Origin of the sequence: Rathayibacter sp. VKM Ac-2754, assembly GCF_009807095.1 — a bacterium.
Taxonomy (GTDB): Bacteria; Actinomycetota; Actinomycetes; order Actinomycetales; family Microbacteriaceae; genus Rathayibacter.
The window spans coordinates 65,744-77,865 of sequence record NZ_WUCC01000014.1 but is presented as its reverse complement, the minus strand read 5'-3'; the positions used below and the strand labels follow the sequence as shown (position 1 = coordinate 77,865).

Here is a 12,122-nt window from a genome sequence, read left to right as displayed (position 1 = left end):
GGCCGCCGCACGCTGCGAGGTCCTGAGGCGCGACCGTGCCGCCGTGCGAGCCCGCGCCGACGAGCTGACCGGCCTCGTCGACGCGGCCCGCGACGAGCGCGACCGCAGCGCGAGCGGGGCGACCGCCGCCGAGGAGTCGCTGCGGATCCTCCGCGAGCGGATCGACGCCCAGCGGGGCAGCTTCGCCAGCATCGCCGAGAGGGTGGCCGGGCTCCGCGAGGAGCGACGGGTCGCCGAGAGCGTCGTCGAGGCGGACGAACTCGCCTCCTCCCGGTCCGACGCGGCCGCGGCGGCCGAGGCGCACCTCGCCGAGGTCCTCGAGGAGCGGGGATTCCCGACGGCCGGGACCGCCGAGGCGGCCGCCCTCGCGAGCGGCGAGCGAGCCCGTGCCGAGGCCGTCGTCGCCGAGCACGAGCGGCGCAGGTCGGCCGTCGACTCGGTGCTCGCCGAGTCCGAGCTGCAGGCGCTGCCCGCCGTCCCCGTCGACGTCGCCGCGGCCGAGGAGGCGGCGAGCACCGCCTCCGCCCGCCGCGACGACGCCCGGCAGACCCTGTCGCTCCTCGAGGATCGCGCCAGCCGCCTCACCGACCTGGCGGCGCGGGCCGCGACGCGTCTCGCGGCGCTCGACGACCGCCTCCGCCGCTACGACGAGCTGCGCGCCCTCGCCGACACGATCGACGGCCACGGCCAGAACTCGCGGCGGATGGACCTCGAGGCGTTCGCCCTCGCGGGCCGCCTCGAGGAGATCGTGGCCGCCGCGAACCTGCGGCTGAACGCGATGACCAGCGGCCGGTACGCCCTCGCGCACGACGACTCCCTCGCCTACCGCGGCGCCGCCTCCGGCCTCGGGATCGACGTGCTCGACGCGTTCACCGGCGCCCGCCGGCAGCCGGCGTCGCTCTCGGGCGGCGAGACGTTCCTCGCCTCGCTCGCCCTGGCGCTGGGCCTCGCCGACGTCGTGACGATGCAGTCGGGCGGCATCTCGCTCGAGACCATGTTCATCGACGAGGGCTTCGGATCGCTCGACGCCGAGACCCTCGAGACGGCCCTCGGAACGCTGGACTCCCTGCGCTCGGGCGGCCGGACCATCGGCCTGATCAGCCACGTCGACGCCATGCGCGAGCGCCTCCCGACCGGCCTGCGCGTCGTCGTGACCGACCGCGGCGACAGCACCATCCTCACCGCCTGACGCCCCGGCACCGAGGGAGACCCGGACCGTCGAGGGAGCCGGCGCGCGCGGGCGGCCTCGACGGTCCGGGGCTCCCTCGCGAGCCGCAGCCCGCTGCTAGGGTCGTGCGCAGTGACACGGGGTGCCCCCTCCAGGGCTGAGATGAGACCCGTCGAACCTGATCTAGTTCGTACTAGCGAAGGGATGTCGCGAATGAGCATTCGCACGCCGCCCCACCCGACCCTCCACGACCGGGCGACCGCCGTCGGCCGCGATCTCGACGCCCTCCGACAGCGCCCGCCGCTCGTGCAGTGCATCACGAACGCCGTCGTCACCGGCTTCACCGCCAACAGCCTGCTCGCCCTCGGCGCGAGCCCGGCGATGTGCGATCTGCCGGGCGAGGCCGGCGTCTTCGCCGAGATCGCCTCCGCGGTCCTCGTCAACCTCGGCACCCCGGGCGCCGAGCAGCGCGACGGTGCCCGGGAGGCGGTGGCGGCCGCCCAGCGCACCGGGACCCCGTGGCTGCTCGACCCTGTCGCCGTCGGACCGCTGCCCGTCCGCACCGCCTTCGCCTCCGAGCTGCTCGAGGCGCGGCCGTCGATCATCCGGGGGAACGCCTCCGAGATCCTCGCTCTCGCCGGACTCGGTGCCGGCGGCCGCGGTGTCGACGCGGTCGACGGAGCCGAGGACGCGCTCGGCGCCGCGATCGCCCTCGCCCTCCGCACCGGCGGCGCCGTCGCCGTCTCGGGGGCGACCGATGTCGTCACCGACGGCGCGACCGTGGTCCGCATCAGCGGCGGCCACCCCCTGCTCACCCGGGTGACCGGTGGCGGCTGCGCCCTCGGCGCCGTGATGGCCGCGTTCCTGGGCGCCGGAGCCGCTCCGCTCGACGCCGCCGTCGCCGCCTCCGTGGTCTGGGGACTCGCCGCCGAGCGCGCCGCCGCGACGACCGCCGGCCCGGGGTCGTTCGCCGTCGCGCTCCTCGACGAGCTCGCCGCGCTCGGCGCCGAGGACGCCGCGAACGGGGCCCGACTCGCATGAGCGCCCTCGACCTCTCGCTCTACCTCGTGACCGACACCCGCCAGTGCGGCGCGAGGGGCGTCCCCGCGGTCGTCGCGCAGGCCGTGGCCGGCGGAGTCACCACGGTCCAGGTCCGCGACCACGGCGCCTCCGCCGCCGAGCTGGTCTCCCTCGTCGTCGCCGTCGCCGCGGTGCTCGACGAGCGCACCACGCTGATCGTCGACGACCGCGTCGACGTCGTCCTCGCCGCCCGGCACGCCGGAGCACGGGTCGACGGAGTGCACGTCGGCCAGTCCGACCTGCCGGCCGCGGCCGCCCGCTCGATCCTCGGCCTCGACGCCGTCATCGGCCTCACCGCCGACACCCCCGCCCATCTCGAGGCCGCGCACGCCCTCCCACCCGGCACCGTCGACTACCTCGGCGTCGGCGTGATCCGCCCGACCGCGACCAAGGCCGACCACCCGGCGCCGCTCGGTCTCGAGGGCTTCGCCGCCTTCGCCGCGGCGAGCCGCTACCCCTGCGTCGCGATCGGCGGAGTCGCGCTGAGCGACGCCGCTCCCCTGCGCCATCGCGGCGCGGCCGGCCTTGCCGTCGTCTCGGCGATCTGCACGGCCGAGGATCCCGCGGCGGCCGCCCGCGCCTTCCGCGAGGAGTGGGACCGATGATCCCCCGCGTGCTGAGCATCGCGGGCACCGACCCCACGGGCGGCGCCGGCATCCAGGCCGACCTCAAGTCGATCGGCGCGCTCGGCGGCTACGGCATGGCCGTCGTCACCGCGCTCGTCGCGCAGAACACCCACGGCGTCCGCTCGGTGCACCTGCCCCCGGCCGTCTTCCTCCGCGAGCAGCTCGACGCGGTCAGCGACGACGTGCGGATCGACGCCGTGAAGATCGGGATGATCGCGACCGCCGAGCTCGGCGCGGTCATCGCCGACTGGCTCGACACCGTCGGCCCGCCGCTCGTCGTCGTCGACCCGGTGATGGTGGCGACGAGCGGGCACCGGCTGCTCGACGAGGAGGCGGAGGACGCCGTTCGCGCGCTCGTCCGCCGCGCCGACCTGGTGACGCCGAACCTGCCCGAGCTCGCCGTCCTCCTGGGCGAGCCGACCGCGACCCAGTGGCCGGAGGCGATCGCCCAGGCCTCGCGTCTCGCCGCCTCCCTCGGCACCACCGTGCTGGTCAAGGGCGGCCACCTCGCCGGCGCGGCCGCTCCGGATGCGCTCGTGTCGCCCGCAGGCGAGGTGCGGGAGGTGCCGGGTGAGCGCGTCGAGACCGCGAACACCCACGGCACGGGCTGCTCCCTCTCCTCCGCGATGGCGACTCTGCTCGCCGGAGGAGCAAGGAACGCCGCCGACGCGCTCGTCGAGGCGAAGGAGTGGCTCACCGGCGCCCTCCGCGGAGCCGATGCGCTCGACGTCGGCTCGGGCAACGGACCCATCGACCACTTCCACCGCCTCCGCACGCCCCCGTTCTGCGCGGCCGTCTGGGACGAGACCCGGGAGCTCCGCCGGGAGATCGACGCGCTGCCCTTCGTCCGCGCGCTGGGTGACGGCACTCTGTCGCGCGGCGACTTCGAGTGGTACCTCGAGCAGGACGCCCTCTACCTCACCGAGTACGCGCGGGTGCTCGCGCTCGCCGCGCAGCGCGCGCCCACCACCGCCGAGCAGGTCTTCTGGGCCGAGTCCTCGGCCTCGGCCCTCGCGGCGGAGGCGCAGCTGCACCGGGACCGCCTCGGCGACCGCAGCGCCGTCGCCTCCGAGACCACCCGCGGCTACATCGACCACCTGCTGGCCGTCGGCTCGCGCGGCGGCTACGGCGAGCTGGTCGCCGCCCTGCTGCCCTGCTTCCAGCTCTACGCCGATGTCGGCGAGCGCCTCGCGGCGGCGTCCCGGCCGGGCCACCCGTACGAGGACTGGCTCGCGACCTACTCTGACCCGGCGTTCGCCGCGGCGACCGAGCGGGCGATCGCGATCACGGAGGCGACGGCGCACCGGGCGTCGCCCCCTGAGCGAGCCGCGATGCGCGAGGCCTTCGCGCGCTCCAGCCGCTTCGAGCGCGACTTCTTCGCCGCGCCCAGCGAACGCTGAGCCGCGTCAGCCGATGGCCTCCCGCAGCACGTGCATGAGCGCGTCGAGCTGCACCGTGTCGGCCGAGGTCGTCTCGGCGTCCGCTCCGTCGAGCGCGCGGGCGGCGAGACCCGCCTTGGCATCGATGAGCTCGGCGATCTTCGCGTCGATCGTGTGGGCCGCGATGATGCGCCAGGCGGTGACGGGCTCCTCCTGGCCGATGCGGTGCACGCGGTCGATGGCCTGGGTCTGCTCCGCGGAGGTCCAGGACAGCTCGGCGAGGACGACGTTGGAGGAGGCCTGCAGGTTGACCCCCACGCCCGCCGCGGTCAGCGAGCAGACCGCGACCGAGACGTCCGGATCCTCGTTGAACGCGTCGATCTGCGCCTGCCGGAAGGTCGCGGTCTGGTCGCCGCGGATCGAGACGGAGGAGAGCTCGCGCTTCTCGAAGGTGTCCTCGGCCTGGTCCATCACGTCGACGTGCTTCGCGAAGAACACGACCTTTCCGACCGAGCGCGCCAGCTGCGAGGCGTAGTCGGCGGCCAGCGCCGCCTTCGCCTGGCCGATGCGGCGCACCATCGTGAAGACGTTCTCGCCGGTCTTGGCCGACTTCGACTCCTCGAGCTCGCTCTGCGCGACGATCCGGATGAACCGCTCCTGCTCGGTGTCGTCGAGGTCGTGCGTGATCGAGGCGGTGACCGCCTTGAAGCGCTGCAGCATCCGGGCGCCGAGCTCGCGCTCCGCCTTCTGGATCGAGCGCCCGAGGTCGTCGTCTAGCTCGACGGGCAGGTCGACGATCCGCTTCGAGGGCAGGTCGGCGGCGACGTCGATCTTCTTGCGGCGGACGATGCCGAGATCGATGACCGCCTCGCGCGCCTCCGGGTAGAAGGCCGTGTCGGCCGGGGTGAGCCCGGTCTCCTCGAGCTGGCGCATCAGGTCGGGCCCGGGCTTGGTCTCGTCGATCCAGCCGAGGAAGCGCCAGATCGCGCGGAAGTCGTCGACGTCGTTGATGAGCGGGGTACCCGTGAGGGCGATCATCAGCGGGTCGTGACCGGGGGTGGTCTCCCTGATCTTCGCCGCGAGTGCCAGCACGCTCTGCGAGCGCTGCGAGCGGAGGTTCTTGATGAAGTGCGCCTCGTCGACGACCATGCCGCGGAAGCCGAGGCTGCCCAGCCAGCCGCTGTGCCGGTCGAGGATGTCGTAGTTGACGATCACGACGTCGGCGAACGCGTCGAGGGTGGTGCCGTCGCCGTGGATGACGGTCGCGCGACGCTGCGGAGTCCAGTGCTCGACCTCGCGCGCCCAGTTCATCTTCACGACGTTCGGCACGACGGCGAGCAGCGGGTACGACCCGGTGACCGAGGCGGCGAGGAGGCTCTGCGCCGTCTTGCCGAGGCCCGGCTCGTCGGCGAGGAGGAAGCTGCGGTGCCCCTCCCGCGCGCTCTCGATGAAGCGCGCCTGGTGCGGCATCAGCTCGCGTCCGCGCGGGGTCACGCGGTCGATGGCGGGGGGCTCGGGCAGCTCCATGCTGGCCGCGCGTCCGCCGGCGCCGTACTCGAAGGCCTTGAAGAGCGGACCGAGCAGCTCCCAGTCGTCGAGGCGTCGGCGGGGTGCCGGAGCGGGCGCCGCGATCGAGAAGTCCGGCGGCAGGAACGGGTTGGCGAGCTGGCGGGCGCGCACCGACGGCGGCACGACCTGGTTGACCGGCACCTCGGGCTTGGGCTCGGGCTCGGTGACGATGAGCAGCTCGTCCGGGCTCAGCTCGGCACCGGCTTCGAGGAGCCAGTCGCGGCGCAGCTTCTTCGCGGCCGCGGTGATGCCGGCCTCGGACTCGAGGAGCGCGATGAGGCTCGTGTCGCGCGCGGCGGTCTTCGCGAGGATCGTCGCGATGCCGTCGAGGCGCTTCATCTCTTCTGCGCGCTGCGAGTCGCTGAGCTCGGTGTCGACCTTGACCCGCTTGCGCTCCTCGCGCATCAGCAGGGCGATGACGAGGAACTTGGTCCGGTTGGTCGGCCCGACCTTCCCGGTCTGCGCCTTCGCCTCCACCTCGCGGACGCGACGCGCGAGGATCGGGATGATCCCCGAGTTGTCCACTCCGCGCGAGCGCGAGCGGGGTCGGCTCCCGGCGGCGTTCGTGGTTCGACGCGTCTGACCGGACTGACGCTGGCCGCTGCGAGCCATGCTCCTCCTCCACGTGTGACGGGGCGGAGGAGGGATTCCCGCGCTCTGCCGTCGCAGTGCACTCGCCACGCTGCTCGCGAGGAGCGACGGGCATCGATGCGCCAGCTGGCCGTCGGGAGCTCCGAGCAACGGGTCTGAGACCCGGTCGCAGCATCCCCGGACGTGCGGACGCAGCCCGAGTCTACTCCTCGGCGTCTACTCCTCGGTGCTTACTCCTCGGGGCGGCGGGACACGGTCAGTCCGCGACGGGCACCTTGATGAGCAGGCCGGCCGCGACGACGACACCCACGGCGGCGAGCTGGAGCGAGGACCAGACCGCGTCGGGGAACGAGAAAGGCAGCACCGGGTTCCACAGCACGACGGTCGGCACCAGTCCGATGAGCCAGAGGTACGCCTTCGCCTGGATCGCGAACCAGCCGATCACGGCCGCGAGGATCGCGACCGGGTAGCGGACGAAGTCGTAGGCGTCGCCCCCGACCAGGGCGAGACCGGCGAGCAGGATGATCGCGGCCAGGATGCCCGGCGCGAGCGCCATCTTCGCGATCCCGCGGGAGGGATAGCGGTCGGAGGCTCCGGAGCCGGCTCTCTGCGCATTCACCCTCCGATGGTACGGGCGATACCCCCGCCCCGTATCCGTGAGCGGCGTAGGCTGACCGCGTGATCGAGGACCTCAAGAAACGCTCCCTGCACCGAGCGCGCATCCTGGGGGGCCAGATGCGCGGTCTCGAGAAGATGATCGAGAACGAGGACTACTGCGTCGACATCGTCACGCAGTCCCTCGCGATCCAGAAGTCGCTCGGCTCGCTGAACAAGCTGATCGTCGAGAACCACCTCCGCACGCACATCACCGCGATGTTCGAGGAGGGCGGCGACGCTCGCGAGGCCGCCATCGCTGAGCTCGTGAAGATCTTCGAGCTCTCCAACAACCGGTCGTGACCGTGACCGTCCTGACCGCCGTGAGAGGCGACATCACCCGCGAGCACGTCGATGTGATCGTCAACGCCGCGAACTCGTCTCTGCTCGGCGGAGGCGGTGTCGACGGCGCGATCCACCGCGCGGGCGGTCCCGAGATCCTCGCCGAGTGCCGCCGGCTCCGCGAGACCGATCTGCCGGGCGGCCTGCCCGCCGGCTCCGCCGTCGCGACCACCGCCGGGAGGCTGCCCGCCCGCTGGGTGGTGCACACCGTGGGTCCGGTCTTCTCCGCCCGGGAGGATCGAAGTGCCGTCCTCGCGTCGGCGTACACGGAGTCGATCCGCGCCGCCCGCGCACTCGGCGCTCGCACGGTCGCGTTCCCCGCGATCTCGGCCGGCGTCTACGGCTGGCCGATGGACGACGCGGCGCGGGTGGCCGTCAGGTCGGTGCGCGCCGCCACGGTCGACGGCGCGCTCGACGACGTCCGCTTCGTCCTGTTCTCGGACGATGCGCTGGCGGCCTTCACCGCCGCGCTCAGCTCGTAGTCGTCCCGCTCGCGCCGCCGCTCTCGGAGTCGGTGCCGCCCGGGAACTGCGACCCGGGGCCGCCCTGTCCGAAGCCGCCCTCGGGCGTCTCCCCGCGCTGCGAGGGATCGAATCCGGCCACGGAGGAGGAGCCGACGGCGTTCCCCACTCCGTAGCCGACTCCGAACCCGCCGCCGAGCAGGACCAGCCCTGCGAGCACGGCGGCGAGGATCAGACCCGACCGGCGTCGCCACCAGGGCCCGGGGCGGGGTGCTGAAGCGGGGGAACCGGCGTCCGACACCTCCGCCGCGGAGGGCGGTGCCCACTCCGTCCGCCCTGTCGCGGTCTCGCGCCGCTCGTTCTCGATCCTGTCGCCGCCGTTGCCCATGTCGCCCTCTCCTCCTCCGCCCCGAGCGGGGCGCGGATTCGAGGATCGACCCGAACGCTAGGGATGCACCCAGCGAAGCTGATCAGCAGGCCAAGAGATCACGCGGAAGTCGCGGGTCACGCCGTCTTCGGCCGCGCGAACTCGTCGAACGGCAGCGTGATCGGCCGGGTCCGCGGCGGCATCCGCAGCACGGCGCCGAGCGCCGGGCCGAGGGCGTCGCGCCAGGCCTGGTAGCCGTCCTCCGTGAGGTGCAGGCCATCCTCCGAGTACTGCGGCAGGATCCCGCCGTCCTCCCCCGCGAGCACCGGCCAGAGGTCGAGGTAGCCCGCGTGCGCCGTGGGCGCGAACTGCCAGAGGTGACGGTTGATCTCGCGGATCTGCGGCGCGAACTCGTGCCCGCGCGGCAGCACCGAGATGACCAGCAGGCGCACGTCGGGCAGGTCGCGCCGGAACGTCGCCACGATCGTCTCGATGTTCCTGACGATGTGCTCGGTCGTGCGGTGCCAGGCGAGGTCGTTGGTGCCCACGAGCACCACGACGGTGTCGGGCGCCTGCTCGACGAGCTCGGGGAGCCGCGCGACGACATCGGCCGTCGTCGCCCCTCCGACCCCCTCGTCGACGACCGTCGAGGCCGACAGCCACTCGGCCCAGGAGCCGCCCTGGATGATGCTGTCCCCGACGAAGAGGACCTTGCCCAGCTGGAGATCGCGCCCCGCGTCCGTGTCCGACCGTTCGCTCATCGTGCTCCTCTCGGTAGCGTCCGGGCCGGCGTCGCCGCCCACGGACCCTCCCATTGTCACCGCTGGAGGGTGAGACCGCCAGGCGAGCGCTCATCGGCGCTGTCCTTCAGGCCCGCGGCGGTCGCCGTGATGCGGTTCGCCATGCCGTTGAAGATCACGCCGTGGAAGGGCAGGACGGCGAACCAGTACAGCCTCCCCGCGAGCCCCTGCGGGAAGAACACGGCCCGCTGGGTGTAGATCGAGCCGCCTCCCTCGGCGGGCTCGGCGCGCATCTCGAGCCACGCGCCTCCCGGCACCTTCATCTCGGCGCGCAGACGCAGGAGGGTCGGACGCTCGATGGCCTCGACCCGCCAGAAGTCGAGGGCGTCGCCGGCGTGCAGCCGCTCGGAGTCGCGGCGCCCGCGCTGCAGGCCCACTCCCCCGACGAGCTTGTCCATCCAGCCCCTGATCGCCCAGGCGAGCGGGAACGAGTACCAGCCGTTGGTGCCGCCGATGCCCTCGATGACCCGCCAGAGCTTCGCGGCATCGGCGTCCGTCCGGCGCACCTTGTTGTCGACGTAGACCGTGTGGCCCGCCCACTCGGGGTCGCTGGGCAGCGGATCGCTGGGCGCGCCGACGACCTCGGAGTTCTGCCAGCTCGTCTCGACCTCGCCCGTCTGCATCTTGCCGAGCGCGAGCCGCACCGAGCGGCGGTAGCCCGTGAGCCCGCCCTCGGGATCGGGGATCAGGTCGCGGATGTCCTGCTCCCGCACGATGCAGTCGTACTGCAGCGAGGCGATGATCGGCACCGCGAGCGAGCGCGGGATCGGCGTCACGAGATTGACCCACTGCGAGGCCAGCCACGGCGTGAAGACGGGCAGCGAGGCGATCGGCCGCTGCGGCAGACCCGCCTCGACCGCGTAGCCGTTCATCATCTGCCCGTAGCGGAGGACGTCGGGGCCGCCGATGTCGAAGGTGCGGTTGAGCGTGCGGTCCTCGAGGGAGGCTGAGCGGATCAGGTAGTGCAGGACGTCGCGCACCGCGATCGGCTGGATGAAGTTGCGCACCCACTGCGGGGCGGGCATGTACGGGAGGATGTCGGTCAGGTGGCGCACCATCTCGAACGACGTGGATCCCGAGCCGATGATGACTCCGGCCTGCAGGGCGATCGTGGGCACTCCCGACGCCATCAGGATCCGGCCGACCTCCGCGCGGGAGCGCAGGTGCTTCGACAGCTCCTCGCCGTCGGGGTGCAGCCCGCCGAGGTAGACGATGCGCTCGATCCCCGCCGCGAGGGCGGCCTCGGCGACGTTCGTCGCAGCACGGCTCTCGACCTCCTCGAAGTGCGCGTGGTCGGCGCCCGAGCCCATCGAGTGCACGAGGTAGTAGAGGACGTCGACGCCCTCGAACGCCGCGGCCAGCGACTCCGGATCGGCGAGATCGCCCTGAGCGACCTCGACCTCCTCCGCCCACGGGACGTCGGCGAGACGGCGGGGGTCGCGCACGAGGACACGCACGCGGAAGCCGGCCTCGAGCAGCCGCGGGGTGAGGCGTCCCCCGATGTAGCCGGTGGCGCCGGTGACGAGCGCGAGAGGGCGCGACGGGGCCGGGGAGGATTCGCTCATGCGAACCACGCTACGCCGCACCTCCGACAGCCTCGCGGCCTGGTGCGGGGCGCCGACCGCTGCTATGCGAGCCGGTCAGGCGATGCCGAGCACGGTGCGCACGCGGGTCACGTCGTCGTTCATCTGGCGGATGAGCGGCTCGATCCCCTCGTAGGCGACCTGGCCGCGGATGCGGGAGACGAACGCCACATCGACCACGAGATCGTAGAGATCGAGCGTCTCGTCGAGCACGAAGGCCTCGACCTGCTTGGGCGGCACGCCGACGAAGGTCGGGTTGCTGCCCACCGAGATCGCGGCCGGGTAGGTGCGCCCCTCGGCGGTCAGCCGACCCGCGTAGACGCCGTCGGCCGGGATGAGCCCCTGCGACTCCGGCGACAGGTTCGCGGTGGGGAACCCGAGCTCGCGACCGCGCTTGGCGCCGTGCACCACGACTCCGCGCACCACCGGCTCGTGGCCGAGGAGCCGCGTGGCGTGCTCGATGCCGCCGTCGGCGAGCAGCTCGCGGATCCAGGTCGACGAGACGCGGCGGCCGTGCTCGGGCCGCACGTCGTCGATGAGCTCGACCGTGAAGCCGTGCACCTCGCCGAGGGCGCGCAGGCGGTCGACGTCGCCCGCACCCCTGGCCCCGAAGCGGAAGTCCGAGCCGACGAGCACGATGCGCGCCTCGAGAGCGTCGACCAGCACCTGCTGGACGAACTCCTCCGCGGTGAGCGAGCGGAACGCCTCGTCGAAGGTGAGCAGCAGCGTCGCGTCGACGCCGGTGCCGGCCAGGAGCTCGAGCTTCTGCTCGTTGCCGACGAGCGCCGGCGGGCACTTCTCGGGGGCGATGACGCTGAGCGGATTGCGGTCGAAGGTCACGACGACCGCGGCGAGGCCGCGCTCGCGCGCCCGCTCGTGCAGCGTGCCGATGACCGCGCGGTGGCCGGAGTGGACGCCGTCGAACTTGCCGATGGTCACGGCCGAGGGTCCGATCCCGGCGAGGTCCTGCGGAGTCGTCTCGACGCGCATCACGCCGCGCCTCGGCGACCCTGCACCCGCAGCCACCACAGCCCGAGCACGGGCAGGACGAGCGGGATGAGCAGGTAGCCGGCGCCGAAGGCCGACCAGACGGTGGCCTGGCGGCCGAACGGATCGACGCTCGAGAGCCCGAGCAGCTGCGGGGCGAGCACGCTGATCGCCCCGACGACGAGCACGCCGATCAGCTCGAAGGTGATGGTCACCCAGGCGACGCGCTGCCAGACGCGACCGGGCGCGACGAGCGCGACGGTCGCGACGATGTACACCACGGCCGACAGTGCCGAGAGCGAGAAGGCGAGCGGCGCCTCGTCGAAGCGGTCGATGATCTGGAAGACGGAGCGGCCGGTCGCAGCCAGCGCCAGGATCGCGTAGACGACGACGAGGAGGCTGCCGATCCCCCTCGCCCGCGTGGAGCGGGCTGTCCGGGTACGGGGCTCTCGGGGAGTGGACGCCCGTCCGGGCGCATCGCTGGCTTGATTCGACATCGCAGGGTCAATGGTAGG

The 12,122-nt window shown here is 73.1% G+C and carries 13 protein-coding genes and 1 riboswitch; of the genes, 6 read left to right on the top strand and 7 right to left on the bottom strand.

Annotated elements, in window-relative coordinates:
* The 4 genes from GRS92_RS17640 to thiD all read left to right on the top strand — a co-directional run.
* On the top strand, positions 1-1,189 hold a 1,189-nt coding region (locus tag GRS92_RS17640), incomplete at its 5' end, for an SbcC/MukB-like Walker B domain-containing protein (RefSeq protein ID WP_268817157.1).
* A gap of 107 nt (positions 1,190-1,296) precedes the next feature.
* A riboswitch (TPP riboswitch) is annotated at positions 1,297-1,390 on the top strand.
* Positions 1,382-2,209: a hydroxyethylthiazole kinase gene (gene thiM, locus GRS92_RS17635; RefSeq protein ID WP_159859260.1), complete on the top strand. Its 828-nt coding sequence runs from the start codon at positions 1,382-1,384 to the stop codon at positions 2,207-2,209. (Overlaps the previous riboswitch by 9 nt.)
* A complete protein-coding gene (gene thiE, locus GRS92_RS17630; RefSeq protein ID WP_159859257.1) occupies positions 2,206-2,853 on the top strand; it encodes a thiamine phosphate synthase in 648 nt (215 codons plus the stop codon). Before thiM ends, thiE begins: the two co-directional genes overlap by 4 nt.
* Positions 2,850-4,274, top strand: coding sequence for a bifunctional hydroxymethylpyrimidine kinase/phosphomethylpyrimidine kinase (gene thiD, locus GRS92_RS17625; protein WP_235022107.1), 1,425 nt, complete (start codon positions 2,850-2,852; stop codon positions 4,272-4,274). The genes thiE and thiD overlap by 4 nt, the downstream gene beginning before the upstream one ends.
* A gap of 6 nt (positions 4,275-4,280) precedes the next feature.
* Here the strand turns inward: thiD and GRS92_RS17620 are convergent, their stop codons facing one another.
* Positions 4,281-6,434 (bottom strand): DEAD/DEAH box helicase, encoded by a 2,154-nt coding sequence (locus GRS92_RS17620; RefSeq protein ID WP_159859254.1) that lies wholly within the window; start codon positions 6,432-6,434, stop codon positions 4,281-4,283.
* Between the two features lie 235 nt (positions 6,435-6,669).
* Complete coding sequence (locus GRS92_RS17615) at positions 6,670-7,032, bottom strand: DUF6804 family protein (RefSeq protein ID WP_159859251.1); 363 nt, start codon at positions 7,030-7,032, stop codon at positions 6,670-6,672.
* 59 nt (positions 7,033-7,091) lie between these two features.
* Between GRS92_RS17615 and GRS92_RS17610 the strand changes: the two genes are divergently transcribed.
* Positions 7,092-7,370: a metal-sensitive transcriptional regulator gene (locus tag GRS92_RS17610; RefSeq protein WP_056044456.1), complete on the top strand. Its 279-nt coding sequence runs from the start codon at positions 7,092-7,094 to the stop codon at positions 7,368-7,370.
* A 2-nt stretch (positions 7,371-7,372) separates the two neighbouring features.
* A complete protein-coding gene (locus tag GRS92_RS17605) occupies positions 7,373-7,891 on the top strand; it encodes an O-acetyl-ADP-ribose deacetylase (protein ID WP_159859278.1) in 519 nt (172 codons plus the stop codon).
* On the opposite strand, the gene GRS92_RS17600 is transcribed toward GRS92_RS17605, so the two are convergent.
* The 5 genes from GRS92_RS17600 to GRS92_RS17580 form a co-directional block, all read right to left on the bottom strand.
* On the bottom strand, positions 7,881-8,258 hold the full coding sequence (locus GRS92_RS17600; protein WP_159859248.1) for a hypothetical protein: 378 nt from the start codon (positions 8,256-8,258) through the stop codon (positions 7,881-7,883). The two genes, GRS92_RS17605 and GRS92_RS17600, sit on opposite strands and share 11 nt — an antisense overlap.
* Positions 8,259-8,374: 116 nt before the next feature.
* On the bottom strand, positions 8,375-8,998 hold the full coding sequence (locus GRS92_RS17595) for a GDSL-type esterase/lipase family protein (protein ID WP_159859245.1): 624 nt from the start codon (positions 8,996-8,998) through the stop codon (positions 8,375-8,377).
* A 56-nt stretch (positions 8,999-9,054) separates the two neighbouring features.
* Complete coding sequence (locus tag GRS92_RS17590) at positions 9,055-10,602, bottom strand: SDR family oxidoreductase (protein ID WP_159859242.1); 1,548 nt, start codon at positions 10,600-10,602, stop codon at positions 9,055-9,057.
* Between the two features lie 75 nt (positions 10,603-10,677).
* Entirely contained in the window at positions 10,678-11,610 is a 933-nt protein-coding gene (locus GRS92_RS17585; protein ID WP_159859239.1) for a bifunctional riboflavin kinase/FAD synthetase, read from the bottom strand.
* Positions 11,610-12,104, bottom strand: coding sequence for a hypothetical protein (locus GRS92_RS17580; protein ID WP_235022106.1), 495 nt, complete (start codon positions 12,102-12,104; stop codon positions 11,610-11,612). The genes GRS92_RS17585 and GRS92_RS17580 overlap by 1 nt, the downstream gene beginning before the upstream one ends.
* Positions 12,105-12,122: the final 18 nt, after the last annotated feature.

Excerpts from the sequence above, each read along its gene's own strand:
- thiM (WP_159859260.1), top strand. The coding sequence starts at position 1,382 with ATGAGCATTCGCACGCCGCCCCACCCGACCCTCCACGACCGGGCGACC.
- thiE (WP_159859257.1), top strand. The coding sequence starts at position 2,206 with ATGAGCGCCCTCGACCTCTCGCTCTACCTCGTGACCGACACCCGCCAG.
- thiD (WP_235022107.1), top strand. The coding sequence starts at position 2,850 with ATGATCCCCCGCGTGCTGAGCATCGCGGGCACCGACCCCACGGGCGGC.
- GRS92_RS17620 (WP_159859254.1), bottom strand. The coding sequence starts at position 6,434 with ATGGCTCGCAGCGGCCAGCGTCAGTCCGGTCAGACGCGTCGAACCACG.
- GRS92_RS17600 (WP_159859248.1), bottom strand. The coding sequence starts at position 8,258 with ATGGGCAACGGCGGCGACAGGATCGAGAACGAGCGGCGCGAGACCGCG.
- GRS92_RS17595 (WP_159859245.1), bottom strand. The coding sequence starts at position 8,998 with ATGAGCGAACGGTCGGACACGGACGCGGGGCGCGATCTCCAGCTGGGC.
- GRS92_RS17590 (WP_159859242.1), bottom strand. The coding sequence starts at position 10,602 with ATGAGCGAATCCTCCCCGGCCCCGTCGCGCCCTCTCGCGCTCGTCACC.
- GRS92_RS17585 (WP_159859239.1), bottom strand. The coding sequence starts at position 11,610 with ATGCGCGTCGAGACGACTCCGCAGGACCTCGCCGGGATCGGACCCTCG.
- GRS92_RS17580 (WP_235022106.1), bottom strand. The coding sequence starts at position 12,104 with ATGTCGAATCAAGCCAGCGATGCGCCCGGACGGGCGTCCACTCCCCGA.